At 41.7% G+C, this 17,287-nt stretch carries 16 protein-coding genes; 12 read left to right on the top strand and 4 right to left on the bottom strand.

Features of this window, described 5'->3' with window-relative positions:
- Positions 1–51 precede the first annotated feature (51 nt).
- The 7 genes from FXF70_RS08845 (at position 52) to FXF70_RS08815 (ending at position 7,414) form a co-directional block, all read left to right on the top strand.
- Complete coding sequence (locus tag FXF70_RS08845) at positions 52–567, top strand: MogA/MoaB family molybdenum cofactor biosynthesis protein (RefSeq protein WP_017367838.1); 516 nt, start codon at positions 52–54, stop codon at positions 565–567.
- Between the two features lie 173 nt (positions 568–740).
- Positions 741–1,952 (top strand): argininosuccinate synthase, encoded by a 1,212-nt coding sequence (locus FXF70_RS08840; protein ID WP_008343148.1) that lies wholly within the window; start codon positions 741–743, stop codon positions 1,950–1,952.
- The gene (argH, locus tag FXF70_RS08835) at positions 1,949–3,322 is read left to right on the top strand and encodes an argininosuccinate lyase (RefSeq protein ID WP_008343150.1); all 1,374 of its coding nucleotides are present in this window, start codon (positions 1,949–1,951) and stop codon (positions 3,320–3,322) included. The genes FXF70_RS08840 and argH overlap by 4 nt, the downstream gene beginning before the upstream one ends.
- Positions 3,323–3,441: 119 nt before the next feature.
- The gene (locus FXF70_RS08830; protein ID WP_148780118.1) at positions 3,442–4,347 is read left to right on the top strand and encodes a phosphotransferase; all 906 of its coding nucleotides are present in this window, start codon (positions 3,442–3,444) and stop codon (positions 4,345–4,347) included.
- Between the two features lie 95 nt (positions 4,348–4,442).
- Complete coding sequence (locus tag FXF70_RS08825) at positions 4,443–5,198, top strand: SDR family oxidoreductase (protein ID WP_008343153.1); 756 nt, start codon at positions 4,443–4,445, stop codon at positions 5,196–5,198.
- 66 nt (positions 5,199–5,264) lie between these two features.
- Positions 5,265–5,948: a metal-dependent hydrolase gene (locus tag FXF70_RS08820; RefSeq protein ID WP_035391153.1), complete on the top strand. Its 684-nt coding sequence runs from the start codon at positions 5,265–5,267 to the stop codon at positions 5,946–5,948.
- Between the two features lie 143 nt (positions 5,949–6,091).
- Positions 6,092–7,414 carry a CBS domain-containing protein gene (locus tag FXF70_RS08815; protein WP_148780117.1) on the top strand — a complete coding sequence of 441 codons (1,323 nt, stop codon included), beginning with the start codon at positions 6,092–6,094 and terminating at the stop codon, positions 7,412–7,414.
- 38 nt (positions 7,415–7,452) lie between these two features.
- On the opposite strand, the gene FXF70_RS08810 is transcribed toward FXF70_RS08815, so the two are convergent.
- Positions 7,453–7,755, bottom strand: coding sequence for a YtpI family protein (locus FXF70_RS08810; protein ID WP_008343164.1), 303 nt, complete (start codon positions 7,753–7,755; stop codon positions 7,453–7,455).
- Between the two features lie 147 nt (positions 7,756–7,902).
- On the opposite strand from FXF70_RS08810, the gene FXF70_RS08805 reads away from it, so the two are divergent.
- Complete coding sequence (locus FXF70_RS08805; protein WP_007501719.1) at positions 7,903–8,844, top strand: DHH family phosphoesterase; 942 nt, start codon at positions 7,903–7,905, stop codon at positions 8,842–8,844.
- A 50-nt stretch (positions 8,845–8,894) separates the two neighbouring features.
- On the opposite strand, the gene FXF70_RS08800 is transcribed toward FXF70_RS08805, so the two are convergent.
- The 3 genes from FXF70_RS08800 to ytrH all read right to left on the bottom strand — a co-directional run bounded on the left by FXF70_RS08800 (position 8,895) and on the right by ytrH (position 10,031).
- On the bottom strand, positions 8,895–9,080 hold the full coding sequence (locus tag FXF70_RS08800) for a YtzJ family protein (protein WP_008346082.1): 186 nt from the start codon (positions 9,078–9,080) through the stop codon (positions 8,895–8,897).
- Between the two features lie 109 nt (positions 9,081–9,189).
- Positions 9,190–9,693, bottom strand: a complete 504-nt coding sequence (gene ytrI, locus FXF70_RS08795; RefSeq protein ID WP_007501718.1) for a sporulation membrane protein YtrI — start codon at positions 9,691–9,693, stop codon at positions 9,190–9,192.
- A complete protein-coding gene (gene ytrH / locus FXF70_RS08790) occupies positions 9,690–10,031 on the bottom strand; it encodes a sporulation membrane protein YtrH (RefSeq protein ID WP_007501717.1) in 342 nt (113 codons plus the stop codon). The genes ytrI and ytrH overlap by 4 nt, the downstream gene beginning before the upstream one ends.
- A gap of 137 nt (positions 10,032–10,168) precedes the next feature.
- On the opposite strand from ytrH, the gene dnaE reads away from it, so the two are divergent.
- The 4 genes from dnaE to accA all read left to right on the top strand — a co-directional run bounded on the left by dnaE (position 10,169) and on the right by accA (position 17,021).
- Complete coding sequence (gene dnaE / locus FXF70_RS08785) at positions 10,169–13,504, top strand: DNA polymerase III subunit alpha (RefSeq protein ID WP_148780116.1); 3,336 nt, start codon at positions 10,169–10,171, stop codon at positions 13,502–13,504.
- 141 nt (positions 13,505–13,645) lie between these two features.
- On the top strand, positions 13,646–14,878 hold the full coding sequence (gene ystJ / locus FXF70_RS08780; RefSeq protein ID WP_007501712.1) for an NADP-dependent malic enzyme: 1,233 nt from the start codon (positions 13,646–13,648) through the stop codon (positions 14,876–14,878).
- A gap of 305 nt (positions 14,879–15,183) precedes the next feature.
- Positions 15,184–16,059 carry an acetyl-CoA carboxylase, carboxyltransferase subunit beta gene (accD, locus tag FXF70_RS08775; protein WP_008346077.1) on the top strand — a complete coding sequence of 292 codons (876 nt, stop codon included), beginning with the start codon at positions 15,184–15,186 and terminating at the stop codon, positions 16,057–16,059.
- On the top strand, positions 16,044–17,021 hold the full coding sequence (gene accA, locus FXF70_RS08770; RefSeq protein WP_017358272.1) for an acetyl-CoA carboxylase carboxyl transferase subunit alpha: 978 nt from the start codon (positions 16,044–16,046) through the stop codon (positions 17,019–17,021). Before accD ends, accA begins: the two co-directional genes overlap by 16 nt.
- Positions 17,022–17,287: the final 266 nt, after the last annotated feature.

The following is a 17,287-nucleotide window of genomic DNA, read 5'->3' as shown; positions in this document are numbered from 1 at the left end:
GAAATCAGCATGCTATAATGTGAGGCAATATGAAAGGAGCGGTGTGAAGAGATGAGCGCCCAAGAACATAAACGCGAAGCGAAAACGAGGCTTCATGTAAAAGTCATTACCGTCAGTGATACAAGGACAAAAGAAACAGATAAAAGCGGCCGTCTGATGATTGATTTGCTCAAAGAACAAGGGCATCTTATTCTTGCATATGATATTGTGAAAGATCATATTGGGGCGATTCAAGACGCCGTTTTAGAAGGAACAAGCGAAGCGAAGATTGATGCCGTCTTGTTAAACGGGGGAACTGGTATTGCATCAAGGGACGTCACGATTGAATCCATTACACCTCTTTTCTCAAAAGAGCTGCCGGGCTTTGGAGAAATTTTTCGCATGCTGAGCTATACAGAAGATATTGGATCAGCCGCTATCTTATCTAGAGCGACGGCAGGGGTGATTAACCAAAAAGCCGTTTTTGCCACACCAGGCTCTACCGGAGCAGTTCGGTTAGCCATGACCAAACTCATTATTCCAGAGCTTCCTCATGTCTTGCGAGAGCTTGAAAAAGATCAAAAATAGCCCAAAATGACTCTGCCAAGAAAATTTGGCAGAGTTTTTTTCATAAAGGGGTTGAAAAAACAATTTTTCCTTGTTACAGTGTATACATACTAAATGCATGTTTATAAATTAAAACTTATTTTTATGCAAAAAACATTCACAGAATCAAAACAAGCGAGAGGAGCTTTTCAAACATGTCACAAAATAAAAAAGTCGTATTAGCATATTCCGGAGGTCTTGATACCTCTGTTGCAGTTAAATGGTTACAGGAGCAAGGTTACGAAGTTGTTGCTTGCTGCCTGGACGTAGGTGAAGGAAAAGATTTAGCATTCGTTCAACAAAAAGCACTTCAAGTCGGAGCTGTTCAATCTTACATGATCGACGCAAAAGAAGAGTTTGCTGAAGAATTTGCACTTGCTGCACTGCAAGCACACACGATGTATGAAGGGAAATACCCGTTAGTATCTGCACTATCTCGTCCGCTCATTGCCAAAAAATTAGTGGAAGTCGCAGAGAAAGAAAATGCCGTAGCCGTTGCACACGGATGTACAGGGAAAGGAAACGACCAAGTTCGTTTTGAAGTATCAATCAAAGCATTGAATCCAGACCTAGAAGTTCTTGCACCAGTGCGTGAATGGAAATGGTCTCGTGATGAAGAAATCGACTATGCACAAAAGCACGGTATTCCAATTCCGATTAACTTAGATAGCCCATATTCAATCGACCAAAACCTTTGGGGCAGAAGTAACGAATGTGGTATTTTAGAAGATCCTTGGGCAGCGCCGCCAGAAGGTGCTTATGATCTGACAAATCCACTTGAAAAAACACCTGACACACCTGAAATCATTGAAATCACGTTTGAAAAAGGAAAACCAACAGCGATTGACGGAATCCAGTATTCATTATCTGATCTGATCCTTCATTTAAATGAAGTTGCTGGCCAGCATGGTGTAGGCAGAATCGATCATGTTGAAAACCGTCTTGTTGGAATCAAATCTCGTGAAGTGTATGAGTGCCCAGGTGCAGTTACCCTATTAAAAGCACACAAAGAACTTGAAGACTTAACGCTTGTCAAAGAAGTAGCACACTTTAAGCCAATCGTTGAACAAAAAATGGCTGAATTAATATACAACGGCTTATGGTTCTCACCACTTAAATCAGCACTAGATGCATTCTTACAAGAAACGCAAAAGAACGTAACAGGTGTTGTACGTGTGAAACTATTTAAAGGCCATGCCATTGTAGAAGGACGTAAATCACCATATTCACTTTATGATGAAAATCTAGCAACTTACACAAAAGCAGATGAATTCGATCATGATGCAGCTGTAGGATTTATTAACCTTTGGGGTTTACCAACAAAAGTAAACAGCATCGTGAACAAAAAGGAGCAGGTTAAAGCATGAAAAAGCTTTGGGGAGGCCGATTTCAAAAAACACCAGAAAAATGGGTCGATGAGTTTGGTGCATCCATTCATTTCGACAAACAATTAGTCAAAGAAGATCTGACCGGCTCCCTTGCCCATGCAAGTATGCTGAATAAATGCGGTATCATCGGTGATGAGGAGGCCGCTGCGATCAAAGACGGACTGAATACGCTCATGAAAAAGGCGGAGGCGGATGAACTCGATTTCTCAGTAGATTATGAGGACATTCATTTAAACCTTGAAAAAATGCTCATTGATGAGATTGGTCCGCTTGGCGGCAAATTGCACACAGCGAGAAGCCGGAATGATCAGGTCGCAACCGATATGCATTTATATTTGAATAACCAAGTAGAGCATATCATTGAGCTGATCTCTTCTTTTCAAACAGTGCTTGTAGAAAAAGCTGAACAGCACGTTGAAACGATTTTTCCAGGATATACGCACTTACAGCGTGCACAGCCTATTTCCTTTGCCCATCATATGCTCGCCTACTTTTGGATGCTTGAGCGGGACAAAGCGCGTTTTCAAGATTCATTGAAGCGAATTAATGTGTCACCACTTGGATGCGGGGCGTTAGCAGGAACGACATTCCCAATTGATCGTGAATATACAGCAGAGCTTCTTGGCTTTGACCATATTTACGAGAACAGCCTTGATGGCGTGAGTGATCGTGATTTCATTTTAGAGTTCTTGTCCAATAGCAGCCTTGTGATGATGCATCTCTCACGTCTTTGTGAGGAAATCATTTTATGGTGTTCTCAAGAATTCAAATTCATTGAGCTCGATGACACGTACGCAACAGGCAGCAGCATGATGCCGCAAAAGAAAAACCCGGATATGGCTGAATTGATCCGCGGAAAAACAGGGCGGGTATATGGCAACCTGATGGGGCTGCTCACGATTATGAAAGGCTTGCCGCTTACGTATAACAAAGACTTGCAAGAAGATAAAGAAGGCATGTTTGATACGGTGAAAACGATCGCTGGCAGCCTGCAAATCTTCACAGGCATGATTCAAACAATGACAGTGAACGAAGATGTCATGAAAAAAGCAACAAAAGAAGATTTCTCAAATGCGACCGAAGTAGCAGACTACCTTGCGAAAAAAGGTATGCCATTCCGTGAAGCACACGAAATCGTTGGAAAGCTTGTGTATACATGCATTCAAAAAGGCATCTACTTAAGTGACCTTCCATTTGAAACATTTACAGAAGCAAGCGGCCTCTTTGAACAAGACATTTACACTGTTCTTGATCCGTATGTTGCTGTTGAAAAAAGAACAAGTGCAGGTGGAACTGGATTCAAACAAATTCAGCTCGCTTTAGAAAAAGCAAAAGCCTGCTTAGCATAATTCGCCAAAACCATTCGTTTATACGGATGGTTTTTTGTCATGGGAAAAAGGAGATTGATCTTCACTGGAGAAAATGAAAGCATACCAGTGTCAAGCTGAATAAGGAGTGACAACAGTTCATGAAGAAAACGCTTCAGGCTTTGTTTGATCAGCCTATCGTATCAGTGAAAACGTTAGGAGAACCATACGATGGCCGGGCTAATGATGTGTGGCTGATTTCCTTACAAGACCAAACGGAATATGTAGTGAAATCTCCAAAAACTGCAAGAGAAGAAAGTGAATTTGTGTATGGGATCAACTTGATTTATGGAGTAGATGCCCGTAATGTGCAGGAGCATCTTGATGAAATCAATGAAAAGCTGGCTCATACGAATTCCTTTCATATTCCGAAAGTTGTTCGTAAAGTGAAGAAGGCGGGGAAACACTTTTATGTCATGGAAAAAGTAGAAGGAATCCCTTTAACATCTTTTGAGGGCCGTTCAGCACAATTCTATAGGGATTACGGGAGGAAACTAGCGCATCTTCATTCATATCAAACAAACTTTTTCGGTGCAGTATACGGGGGAGAAAAGAGACATTTGAGAGAATTCCATGCGCTGTTAAAAAAGGCAGTTTCCAAACTTATCAGCCGCTATTACACTAATCAGCCTGAATATCAGGATTATGCAGAAAAGGTGCAGCAAAAGCTTGAAAAGCTAAGTCCTCCTGATGCAGCCAGTCTCATTTTAATTGATTTAGACCCATCGCAATATATTGAAGACGATGATCAAGTAACGAGTCTAGTTGATACGGAATATGTCGTATTTGGACCAGCTGCGTTTGATTTGATTGCACTCGAATACCTTTTGACGAAAGAAGCTGCACAAGCGGTTCAATTAGGATATGAAGAGATTTGCCCGCTTCCTCGCCAGCTTCATGAGGTGAGAGAATGTTATCGGTTTGTTTCGCTGCTTCTCGATATCCATGGTTCATGGGATATGAAAAAGTGGATGAATCACCCTATACGGTTTTCCCCTCATTGTTAAAGGGTTCAAAAGTGCGAAGGGAGCCGGTTTATAGTAAAGTAAAGATAATAAAAGAAACACATGAACTTGCAACCTTTGTTTTAGGAGGAGATTGTGTGCGACACGCATTAATAACAGCGGGTTCTAAAGGACTTGGCAGGAAAGTCACCGAGTCTTTACTGAATATGGGGTATTCTGTGACAGTGAATTATCGAAGTGATGATGAAGCTGTCCGGCAGATGAAAGAAGAACTGCAAGAATACGAAGAAAAGCTTCAATTTGTCCAAGGCGATGTGACAAACAAAGAAGATTTAAAAAACATGGTCGAGCTGGCAGCAGAGCGATTTGGGCGGATTGATGCCTTGATCAATAATGCTGGACCTTATATTTTTGAACGAAAAAAACTCGCGGATTACTCTGAAGACGAATGGTATCAAATGATGGAAGGCAACCTATCCGCAGTGTTCCATTTGTTCCGAATGGTGATCCCTATGATGAGAAAACAAGGCTTTGGCCGGATTATCACATATGGCTTCCAAGGAGCAGACCATGCGCCAGGCTGGATGCACAGATCAGCCTTTGGAGCGGCAAAAGTGGGCCTTGCGTCATTGACGAAAACCATTGCGATTGAAGAAGCCGAAAACGGCATCACCGCTAATATGGTGTGTCCAGGCAAAATCGTTGGAGACATGAAAGAATCAACGATAGAGGAAGCACGTCAGATAAAAGACGATGAAACACCGATTGGTCGGTCTGGGACAGGTGAGGATATCGGTCGTATCATTTCATTTCTATGTGATGACCGTTCAGACCTCATTACAGGAACCGTCATTGAAGCAACAGGTGGTCTTAATGTGATTCATAGGCACTAAGTTTTTCAGCTTTTTATAGAGGGAATAGACAAAATGAGATCAAATTCGAAAGGTGGATATATTTACATGAAAGCTACATATCATGGACATTCAGTCGTACACATTGAAACAAACGGATACCATATTTGGATTGATCCATTTTTAAATGGAAATAAGCACACGGATATCAAACCGCAAGATGTGAAAGCAGATGTGATTTTGCTCACGCACGGGCATGGAGATCACGTCGGAGACACGATTGAAATCGCTAAAAACAATGACGCACTCGTGATTGCGCCATTCGAGCTTGCCACTTATTTAGGCTGGCAAGGGGTGAAAACGCACCCGCTTTCTATAGGCGGCGGACGTGAATTTGAATTTGGTAAAGTCAAGCTGACGCAAGCGTTCCATGGCTCAGCGGTCATTGATGAAGAATCCAAAACGATTACGTATACAGGGATGCCATCCGGTATTTTATTTACTGCTGAAGGCAAAACAATTTATCATGCTGGAGACACGGCTCTCTTCTCGGATATGAAACTCATTGGGGAGCTGAATCATATTGAGCTCGCCTTCCTGCCAATAGGTGATAACTTCACGATGGGACCAGACGATGCGAGAATCGCAGCAGAGTGGCTTCGTGCGAAACAAGTCGTACCGATTCATTACAGTACATTCCCGCCGATTGAGCAAGATCCTCATGCCTTTGCAGACAGCTTGCATGGCGGCGTGGGTCACGTATTAAACAGCGGAGAATCCATCGATATTTAATAATAGGAAGAAAAGCCGGCATCCAACCGGCTTTTTTATTTGCCTGTATCGTGCTCGTGTAAAAGACAAATTGCTATTAAAAGCCTCCTGCCTTTATAATGAAATATAGATGAAAACGCTGAAAACAAAAAGGGTGAACGGGATTGGCGACAAAGCATGAGCAAATTTTATCGTATATTGATTCATTAGATGTCGGAGAGAAAATTTCTGTCCGGCGTATAGCGAAAGAAATGAAAGTCAGTGAAGGCACGGCTTACCGGGCTATTAAGGATGCTGAAAATAAAGGGTTCGTGAGCACGATTGAACGAGTCGGTACCATTCGAATTGAACAGAAGAAAAAAGAAAATATTGAAAAGCTGACATATGCGGAAGTGGTCAATGTCATTGATGGCCAGGTGCTTGGTGGACGAGCTGGCTTACATAAAACGTTAAATAAATTTGTCATCGGTGCAATGGAACTGGATGCAATGATGCGTTACACAGCAGCAGGCAACCTGTTGATCGTAGGAAACCGAATCAATGCTCACCGGCAAGCATTAGAGGCGGGAGCGGCTGTGCTGGTCACGGGCGGATTCTCAACAGATGATGAAATTATTCAGCTCGCAGATGAGCTTGAGCTGCCCATTTTATCAACAAGCTACGATACATTTACCGTAGCGGCTCTCATTAACCGGGCCATTTATGACCAGTTGATTAAAAAAGAAATTGTGCTTGTGGAGGATATTTTAACGCCGATAGAACGGACCGTCTATTTATCGCCAGAAGACAAACTTGAGAAATGGTATGAAAAGAATTATGAAACCGGGCACGGCCGGTTCCCGGTAGCAGACGATCAAATGAAAATTCACGGCATTTTGACCTCAAAAGATATTGCAGGCCATGACCGTTCTACACCGATTGAAAAGGTGATGACAAAAAATCCGCTGACCGTTATTGGCAAAACATCTGTCGCTTCAGCTGCACAAATGATGGTGTGGGAAGGTATTGAGGTGCTGCCAGTTGTAAATGATCATGCGAAGCTGATTGGGATGATTAGCCGTCAGGACGTGCTGAAGGCGCTGCAAATGATTCAAAAGCAGCCGCAGGTCGGTGAAAAGCTGGATGATGTCGTGTCACGAGGATTTAAGGAGATTGAGACAGAAAAACCAAAAACAGATGCGGTGTACCAATATGAAGTCTCACCACAAATGACAAATCAGCTCGGCAATATTTCGTATGGTGTGTTTACACAAATTTTAATCGAATCAGCCAACCGCTTCTTAAAGTCTCATAAAAAAGGCGAGCTAATTGTAGAAAGTCTTTCTGTCTATTTCTTAAAACCGGTTCAAATGGAATCCACGATACAGATCAAACCGAATATTTTAGAAGTTGGGCGCAAGTTTGGAAAGCTGGAAGTGGAAGTTTACCACCAGTCAAATATTGTAGGCAAAGCGATGCTGATGGTGCAGCTGATGGAGAGAGGATAATAGGCAAAAAAGGGCGGCATGAATGCGCCCTTTCTCTATTATGCGTGGTCTTTTTCGCCTTCCTTTAAAAAGAGCGGAAGATAGTGCTTATAGGCTTTATATCCGGCCCATGTACTGCCGATACCAACTGCAACAAAAACAAACCCAATGACAAATGCCAGTGACGAGCGGTTTAAAAATAATTGATTCACACCGAAGAGCAGGACAAAGCAGCCAAGTGCCATACTTGATTTAGCAGACCAGAATTTCTTCTCGACCGGCCGGTTCGTACGGACATTTTTTGCTTTGTAGTATAAATAAAACATGGCAGAACAAATAATAAACACAATCAAAACAAGCATGTGCCAAGCCTCCATTGTAAGTGGTTACAACCCTATTTTAAACGTAAATAGGCTTGCTTACTAGAATAAATTGTCTATTCCTCACTTTTCTGTCTGGGTAGATTATGATTTAATAATAAAAAGAGTATCGCATAAGAAGGAGTATTTATGAAAAAAGAACTGATTAGAACCATATCATTATATGACACCATCATCATTCATAGACATGTAAGACCTGATCCAGACGCATATGGATCGCAGTGCGGCCTTACGGAAATCTTGCGTGCCACCTATCCAGAAAAAAATATTTATGCGACAGGAACCCCTGAGCCATCCCTTTCATTTTTATATGAATTAGATGAGGTGCCAGATGAAGTGTACAAAGGTGCCCTTGTCATTGTCTGTGACACTGCGAATCAAGCAAGAATTGATGATCAGCGTTATTCAATGGGCGATAAGCTGATGAAAATTGATCATCATCCGAATGAAGATCCGTATGGTGATTTGCTTTGGGTTGATACAGAAGCAAGCTCTGTTAGTGAAATGATTTATGAGCTGTATTTAGAGGGGAAAGAAGAAGGATATCAGCTGAATACAAAGGCGGCAGAACTCATTTATGCCGGCATTGTAGGAGACACAGGCCGTTTCCTTTTCCCAAACACAACGAAAAAGACACTCAAATATGCGGGTGAACTCATCGAATATCCGTTTTCATCATCAGACCTTTTCAATCAATTGTATGAGACAGATTTGAATGTCGTGAAATTAAATGGCTATATTTTTCAACATATCTCCTTATCAGAGAATGGCGTAGCTTCTGTTTTTATTAAACGTGACATTTTGGAGTCATTCCAAACAACAGCGCAGCAAGCCTCACAGCTTGTTGGAACACTTGGAAATATTGCAGGGATTAAGGCATGGGTCTTTTTTGTGGAAGAGAACGATCAGATTCGTGTGAGATTCCGCTCAAAAGGCGTCGTCATTAACACCATTGCTAAAAAATATCATGGCGGAGGTCACCCGCTTGCAGCCGGTGCGTCCATATATGATTGGGCAGTTGCAGATGAGATTTTGCGTGATTTAGAAGAAGTATGTAAATCATCATCGTGAGAGAGGGGCTTCAAGTCCCCCCTCTCTTTTTTTTGTGCTTGAGAAAAGGGTTACTTGGATACAGGGATAAACCAGCAGCCGATGTCAGTTGAATCTTCATAGGCTTGGAGATTTTGATGCTTTAATTCTTTTTTAATTAAATGGGCCATCATTTCTGTCTCGGCATAAGCACACATGCCGTCTTTAATCCGGCTTGCTTTGTCTCGTGCCATTTGACGATAGCTGTAAACCTCCATTGTTCTCACCTCTTTCTTGTGATGATCTCGTTCTTCTTTTAGTGTATAAAAATAACAAGTGAAAAGCGATCATTGAGTGCAGAAATTCATAAAAATTCCACATCATCTATTATTCAGCAAAGGAAATACGCACTTCAAGCGATAGCTTTGTATAAATGGTCAGCTCAGTGACTTTGGCGCGGTATGCCTTTTCTCTAATCGTATATTCTTTATTTTCCACGGTCCGTTTTAAGAGCTCTTTTGTTTTATAGACACTTTCAATATCCTTTGTGATCACCTCTGAGATATCCTCTTTCACCTGATCTTCAAATTTCAAGGTATCTGGCTCCGGGATTTTGTACTGCTCACGGTTGACGAGGTGAACATCTACGCTCTGAATAAGCAGACGCTGCTTATTGTCTTCATTTAATTTATGCAAATCTTCCCGATAGAGTGTGATTTGTTCTTTCAGACTGTCCATATGGTGCTGCTGGCTTCTGAGCAGTGTCACTTGCTTCTCTTGAAAGGTGCCATACGTAAAGAGAAAAATCAGCCAGCTGATAATTGCGCCGAACATCATCCCAGCAAAAAAACGCTGCCAGCCTGGACGTTTATACAGCTCAGGCACCCTCATGATGACACATGCTCCTGAGTGAGCCACGTAATCAGGAGATACCCCGTTTGCGCACCGCCCATAGCAGAGATAATTAACAAGATCTGCTTGAAAATATCACGTGTGTTCCCTTCGAAAATCCCTCTTTCAAAACTATAGACCGCATCAAAAGTTCCACCGATTGCCGCAACAAGTGCCCAAATTTTTAAGCGGTTGGCAAGACTTGAAATAATTGATAGCGGTGGCTGACCAGATAAATATGCACCTACCCCGCCGATAATGGCACCGCCCAAAATAACCCCCAGTGCGATAAAATAACAGCTAATAAAGTTTGGAATAAAGGCTTCCTTCACATCCATTTTTCCCACCTCACTCTATTCAATATATGGCGTGTGCTGGACAAGTATGAACGAGCGGAAAAGAAAGAACATTTGTTTCTCACCGCATCGCGTTTTATAATGAAAGAATGAATTTAGACGAAAGGAGTGGATTAAGCATGTCCTATGTTCATCTTCAGGTCCACAGTGGATACAGCTTGTTGAGCAGTGCAGCGAAGGTCAAGGAGCTCGTATTAAAGGCGAAAGAACTTGGCTATCAAGCGCTCGCTCTTACCGATGACCATGTGATGTATGGAACGGTTGAATTTTATAAGGAATGTAAAACGCATGGCATCAAACCGATTATCGGTTTAACAGCTTCTGTCTTCATAGATGAACAAGAGACAGAGGCTTATCCTTTGATCCTCCTTGCCAAAAACAATGAAGGCTATCAAAACTTGATCAAAATTAGCAGTGTCTTGAAATCAAAGTCAAAAACCGGCCTGAAAGAGAAATGGCTGAAAGCCTATCATCATGGCCTTATTGCCATCACACCAGGCGTATCCGGCTATATTGAAACGCTGCTGCAATATGATCAGCTAGATGAAGCAAGGGATGCAGCCAGCCATTTAAAAGATCTTTTTGGTGAGGAACATGTGTATTTAGCCGTTCAGCCGTTTCAGCAGGACGAAGAGCTGTCTCATAAGCTCAGGGAACTCTCAAAAAGGGCGAACATCCCGCTTGTGGCAACAGGTGACGTCCACTATATCCATCAAGAGGACAAAACCGCATATACATGTTTAAAAGCCATTAAAGCAGGCCAGCAGTTATCAGAAATTGAGGAAGACCAAGGAGACAAGCATTTCAGATCGATCGAAGAAATGATGAAGTGGTATGGTGATGATCCTGAATTGCTGGCAAGAACGGTTGAGATTGCAAACCGCTGCGAGGTCGATTTAAATCTTGGTCAGACGAAACTGCCAACCTATCCGACACCTGATCAATCAACCGCTGATCAATTTTTACGAAGAGTGTGCCAAGAAGGCATGAAACGAAGACAGATTGCTTCAAATGACACATATATCAAAAGGCTTGAGTATGAGCTGAGCATCATTCAAAAAATGAATTTCAGTGATTATTTCCTCATTGTGTGGGATTTTATGAAGTATGCTCATGATCATGGCATTGTCACAGGTCCTGGCAGGGGATCAGCAGCAGGCTCTTTAGTTGCGTATGTTCTGTTTATTACAGATGTCGATCCGATCCGTCACGGGCTTTTATTTGAGCGTTTTTTAAATCCTGAACGAATCAGCATGCCAGATATAGATATCGATTTTCCTGACACGAGAAGAGATGAAATCATTTCATATGTAAAAGACAAATATGGGGATATGCATGTGGCGCAAATTGTCACGTTTGGAACACTTGCCGCAAAGGCAGCTTTAAGAGATGTCGGACGTGTGATGGGAATTGATTCAAAAGCAGCAGACCGCCTTGCAAAGCTCATCCCATCAAAGCCAGGGACGACACTGAAAGAAGCGGTGACAGTCTCCTCAGAATTAAAAACATTGCTCCAGCAATCTGAAGAGCTGCAAAGAGTGTTTCAAACCGCTTTAAAGGTAGAAGGATTACCAAGACATACATCAACACATGCAGCCGGCGTTGTCCTAAGTGAGGAGCCGCTCACACAAGTCGTGCCTATTCAAGAAGGCCATGATGGAGTGTATTTGACGCAATATGCGATGAATTATTTAGAAGATCTCGGTCTTTTAAAAATGGATTTTTTAGGTTTGAGAAACTTAACATTAATTGAATCCATTAAAAACCAGATTGAAAGACAGGAAAACGTCCACATTAACTTTAGTGACATTTCATATGAAGATCAGAAAACGTTTGATTTGTTATCAGCGGGAGATACAACGGGGATTTTCCAGCTCGAATCACAAGGTATGCGTCAGGTGCTGAGACGACTGAAACCTTCTAGTCTAGAAGATATCGTGGCTGTCAATGCCTTATACCGCCCGGGTCCGATGGAGAATATCCCGCTCTTTATCGACCGAAAGCATGGCAGAGTGAAAGTCTCCTACCCGCATCCAGATTTGTATGACATCTTAAAGGATACATATGGGGTTATCGTCTATCAGGAGCAAATCATGCTGATTGCAGCAAAGATGGCAGGCTTTAAGCTGGGCGAGGCTGATTTACTAAGAAGAGCCGTTTCAAAGAAAGATAAAAAGGTGCTTGATGAAGAGCGAAGCCATTTTGTTGAAGGATGCCTAAAAAAGGAGTATCCTGTTAACATTGCAAATGACGTTTATGACCTAATCGTCAAATTTGCAAACTATGGTTTTAATAGAAGCCATGCTGTTGCATATAGCATGATCGGCTTTCAGCTTGCTTATTTAAAAGCGCATTATCCGTTATATTTTATGTGCGGTCTTTTAACGAGTGTGATTGGAAATGAAGACAAAGTGGCTCAATATTTCTATGAGGCAAAGGAAAAAGGGATATCTGTGTTGAAGCCTTCTATTAATAAGAGCGAATTTCCATTCACGGTTGAAAAAGGGGAGATCCGCTACAGCTTAAGAGCGATCAAAAATGTCGGAGTGTCAGCTGTAAAGGATATATACAGAGCAAGACAGGAAAAGCCATTTGAAGATTTATTTGATTTTTGCGCAAGGGTATCAACAAAGAGTGTCAACCGAAAAACGATTGAAGCCCTTATTTTCTCAGGGGCAATGGATGAGCTTCATCCAAATCGTGCTTCGTTATTAGCATCGATAGATATTGCGTTAGACCATGTGTCATTTTTAACACCTGAGGATCAGCTGGACTTTCTTGGGGATACAACCTTCCCACTTGAGTTAAAATATGCGGAGATAGAAGAAATGCCGCTTGTCGATCTCTTGCAATTTGAGAAAGAAGCACTCGGGTTATATTTATCAAATCACCCAGTACAAGCGTATCGAGATCGTTTGAGAGAGAATGGTGCAGTGGAAATCATCAGACTTTCTTCCTATATAAAGCGAAAGATCTCAATGGGTGGTCTTTTGACAAAGTTGAAATCGATTCGGACAAAAAATGGACAATCGATGGCATTTGTCACATTCGGGGATGAAACGGGAGAAATGGAAGGTGTCGTCTTTCCAGAGCAATTTAGAAAGCTGTCCCCCTTACTTGAGGAGGGCGCAATGCTTTATGTTGAAGGCAGAATAGATGTCAGAAATGAGAGCAGTCAAATCATCGTACAAGAAGCTGTTCTACTGGAAGAGATGGGCTCTAAAAGAAAAGAATCTGTCTACATTCGAGTCAAAGAAGAGAACCATACGCAGGAGCTTCTAGAACAAGTGAAGCGAGTGATCTCCATGCACAGGGGAGAAGCAGATGTCTATTTGTATTATGAAAAGCAAAAAAAGACGATGAGACTTCCAGATGCATACAAAGTTCATGCAGATCATGCGGTCATTTTCCAGTTAAAAGAGCTGCTAGGTGAACAAAACGTTGTGATTAAATGATGACAAATCGTCTGAATATGTTTTACAATTTCACCTATTGTGTTATCATTTTAAAGATTCTGTGTATTTAAACTGCCAAGTATGTGCTTATCAACTTAGCAATTCATTAAATCATTTTCCACTTGAAGGAGTGTTCATCACATGTCATTAAGAGAAGAAGCATTACATATGCACAAAGAGAATCAAGGCAAACTCGAATCAAAATCAAAGGTACAAGTGAAAAATGCGAAAGACTTGAGCTTGGCTTACTCACCAGGTGTGGCAGAGCCATGTAAAGATATTTATGACGACACAAGCAAAGTGTATGATTATACAATGAAAGGCAATATGGTCGCTGTTGTCACAGACGGAAGTGCTGTGTTAGGGCTTGGAAACATTGGGGCAGAAGCATCTCTTCCAGTAATGGAAGGAAAAGCTGTCTTATTCAAAAGCTTTGCAGGTGTTGATGCATTCCCAATCGCACTTGCAACAAACGATGTAGACAAAATTGTTGAAACAGTGAAGCTTCTTGAGCCGACGTTTGGCGGCGTGAACCTTGAAGATATTGCAGCACCAAACTGCTTTATCATTGAAGAGCGTTTGAAAAAAGAGACAAACATTCCTGTTTTCCACGATGATCAGCACGGGACAGCGATTGTAACAGTGGCAGGACTTGTGAATGCACTGAAGCTGTCTGGAAAATCAATGTCTTCAATTAAAGTGGTTGCAAACGGCGCTGGAGCAGCAGGAATTGCGATTATCAAACTTCTTTATCATTTCGGTGTACGTGATATCATCATGTGTGATACAAAAGGCGCTATTTATGAAGGCCGTCCGAATGGTATGAATGCAGTGAAAAATGAAGTAGCTAAATTCACGAACCAAGATCGTAAAGAAGGTTCTTTAGAAGAAGTGATTGAAGGCGCAGATGTCTTTATCGGCGTTTCAGTAGCAGGTGCTTTAACTAAAGAAATGGTTGGAAAAATGGCAAAAGATCCTGTCATCTTCGCAATGGCGAATCCAAACCCAGAGATCATGCCAGAAGATGCACATGCAGCAGGTGCAAGTGTTGTAGGAACTGGCCGTTCTGACTTCCCGAACCAAGTGAACAACGTCCTTGCATTCCCTGGTATTTTCCGCGGGGCGCTTGATGTACGTGCGACACACATTAACGAAGAAATGAAAATTGCAGCTGTTGAAGCGATTGCTTCCCTTGTATCAGATGAAGAATTGTCAGCGGAATACGTTATCCCTGCACCATTTGATGCACGAGTAGCGCCAGCGGTAGCCAAAGCAGTGGCAAAAGCAGCAATGGAAACGGGCGTTTCAAGAATCAAAGTAGACCCAGAAGCTGTTGCAGAAAAAACAAGAAAATTAACGATTATCGGCGAGTAATCGAATTGGAAAAGTGTGCACGTTCTTTCTGAATTTGGAGGAAAAACGTGCACCATTTCCTCTCTTACACGAAATTTTTTTCATCCTAAATGAGATTTTTTTGTAGACGTTCACAATTCACATATACCAACTACTCAGCGCCCCAAACCTATACTCATTTCTCATCAATTCCCCACTGAAAAAATTGAATGAAGGATGACAGCGTTTGACAAAAAAAGTACAATAGTTTCGGTACAGTTATGACATGTCCTATAATAGTGGATGTGCGTGTAAAGAAAAAACCCTTCAAAAAGGGAGGTAGTCATTTGTCAATCAAGAATATTTTCAGTAAAAAGAAAAAATATGCATCTGTACCCTCTGAACAGGCAAGTCAAGATGTGCCTGAAGGCATCATGACCAAATGTCCGCAATGTAAAAAAATAATGCTCACCAAAGAACTAGATAAAAATTTACGTGTTTGCATGAATTGCGGCAGACATTTGCAAATGAATGCAAAACAACGTATTGAAAGCCTTGTAGACGAAGGCACATTTGAAGAATTTAACGGTCACCTCATTTCTGAGAATCCGCTCGGTTTCCCAGGCTACGAAGAAAAGCTTCAGAAAGACAGAGAAAAAACATCTTTGAATGAAGCCATCGTGACAGGAAAAGGTGAAATTAAAGGTCAAAGTGCTGTCATTGCTGTCATGGATGCCACGTTCCGTATGGGCAGCATGGGCTCGGTCGTTGGTGAAAAGATTACACTAGCTATTGAGAAAGCAAAAGCGGACAAGGTGCCATTTATCATCTTCACTGCATCTGGAGGAGCAAGAATGCAAGAGGGGATTCTTAGTCTGATGCAGATGGCAAAAACAAGTTCAGCATTAAAGCTGTTCAGCGAGGATCAAGGTCTGATTATTTCTGTGATGACCAATCCGACAACTGGCGGTGTATCAGCTAGTTTCGCGTCTCTCGGTGATTACAACTTTGCAGAGCCTGGTGCATTAATTGGTTTTGCTGGTCGCAGAATCATTGAACAAACCATTCGTGAAGACCTACCAGAGGACTTCCAAACGGCTGAATTTTTAATGAAGCATGGTCAGCTAGATGCTGTGATTCACCGTGCAGAAATGAAAGAAACATTAGGCCAAATCTTAGCATTACACAGCACAGGAGGTGAACGAGAGTGGCTGGAGAACTAGAATTTGAAAAACCTGTCATTGAACTTCGAGCGAAAATTGATGAATTGAAAAAGTTCACACAAAACTCAGAGATGGATTTAAGTGCGGAAATTGAGCGCCTTGAAACGCGACTGAGTAAGCTTGAAACAGACATTTATACAAATTTAAAGCCGTGGGACAGAGTACAAATTGCTCGTCATGCGATGCGCCCAACAACTCTCGATTACATTCAAGAGCTGTTTGATCACTTTTTCGAATGTCACGGTGATCGTTTTTATGGCGACGATGAAGCCATCGTTGGAGGAATTGCCACGTTTAAAGGACTTCCTGTCACAGTCATTGGTCATCAGCGCGGAAAAGACACAAAAGAAAACTTGCGCCGTAATTTCGGGATGCCGCATCCAGAAGGTTACCGTAAAGCATTGCGCTTGATGAAACAAGCAGATAAATTTAATCGTCCAATCATTTGCTTTATTGATACAAAAGGAGCTTATCCTGGTAAAGCAGCTGAAGAACGCGGGCAAAGTGAAGCAATTGCGAAAAACCTTTTCGAAATGGCAGGACTTCGTGTACCGGTTGTCTGTATTGTCATTGGAGAAGGCGGAAGTGGCGGAGCACTAGGCTTAGGCGTAGGAAACCACCTATTTATGCTAGAGAACTCAACATATTCAGTGATTTCACCTGAAGGTGCAGCAGCACTGCTCTGGAAGGACTCATCACTTGCGAAAAAAGCTGCAGAATCAATGAAAATTACCGCTCCAGACCTAAAAGAATTAGATATTATAGATGATGTTATTAAAGAAGTGCAAGGTGGAGCACACCGAGACGTGAAACAACAAGCAGCCTACATTGAAAAAACATTAAAACAGTCACTTACATCTTTGCTCAAACAATCGCCTGAAGAATTAGTCGAACAAAGATATCAAAAATACAAAGCAATCGGCAAAGTATCGATTGAAAATCAATATATTGGGGTAAACTAAATAAACGTACAGCCTTTTGGCTGGCGTTTATTTTTTTCGTCTTTTTTCATCAAAACGATCTGATGTAAGCGCTATTTGAAAATAATTTTCTTTTGTTTTCATAAAATTTGAAACGTCTGAAAACGTTGATTTGACAAGGTTTAGAGCACTTGAATCAACTGTTTTTTGAACAAAGTGCTTTCATGACTTTCTTAACTTTTGTTTAAAAACATTTTATTTAATTGTATAATAAGTACGGTTTTAGAAATTCGTATTGAAAACATCCG

It is taken from the genome of Bacillus sp. Y3, assembly GCF_008123875.1.
GTDB classification, from domain to species: Bacteria; Bacillota; Bacilli; order Bacillales; family Bacillaceae; genus Bacillus; species Bacillus altitudinis.
Note: the sequence above shows the minus strand (reverse complement) of the source record. Positions and strands in the feature narration are given on the sequence as shown.

Excerpts from the sequence above, each read along its gene's own strand:
- FXF70_RS08830 (WP_148780118.1), top strand. The coding sequence starts at position 3,442 with ATGAAGAAAACGCTTCAGGCTTTGTTTGATCAGCCTATCGTATCAGTG.
- FXF70_RS08820 (WP_035391153.1), top strand. The coding sequence starts at position 5,265 with ATGAAAGCTACATATCATGGACATTCAGTCGTACACATTGAAACAAAC.
- FXF70_RS08810 (WP_008343164.1), bottom strand. The coding sequence starts at position 7,755 with ATGCTTGTTTTGATTGTGTTTATTATTTGTTCTGCCATGTTTTATTTA.
- dnaE (WP_148780116.1), top strand. The coding sequence starts at position 10,169 with ATGTCCTATGTTCATCTTCAGGTCCACAGTGGATACAGCTTGTTGAGC.
- ytrI (WP_007501718.1), bottom strand. The coding sequence starts at position 9,693 with ATGAGGGTGCCTGAGCTGTATAAACGTCCAGGCTGGCAGCGTTTTTTT.
- argH (WP_008343150.1), top strand. The coding sequence starts at position 1,949 with ATGAAAAAGCTTTGGGGAGGCCGATTTCAAAAAACACCAGAAAAATGG.
- FXF70_RS08845 (WP_017367838.1), top strand. The coding sequence starts at position 52 with ATGAGCGCCCAAGAACATAAACGCGAAGCGAAAACGAGGCTTCATGTA.
- FXF70_RS08840 (WP_008343148.1), top strand. The coding sequence starts at position 741 with ATGTCACAAAATAAAAAAGTCGTATTAGCATATTCCGGAGGTCTTGAT.
- ystJ (WP_007501712.1), top strand. The coding sequence starts at position 13,646 with ATGTCATTAAGAGAAGAAGCATTACATATGCACAAAGAGAATCAAGGC.
- FXF70_RS08805 (WP_007501719.1), top strand. The coding sequence starts at position 7,903 with ATGAAAAAAGAACTGATTAGAACCATATCATTATATGACACCATCATC.
- FXF70_RS08800 (WP_008346082.1), bottom strand. The coding sequence starts at position 9,080 with ATGGAGGTTTACAGCTATCGTCAAATGGCACGAGACAAAGCAAGCCGG.
- ytrH (WP_007501717.1), bottom strand. The coding sequence starts at position 10,031 with ATGGATGTGAAGGAAGCCTTTATTCCAAACTTTATTAGCTGTTATTTT.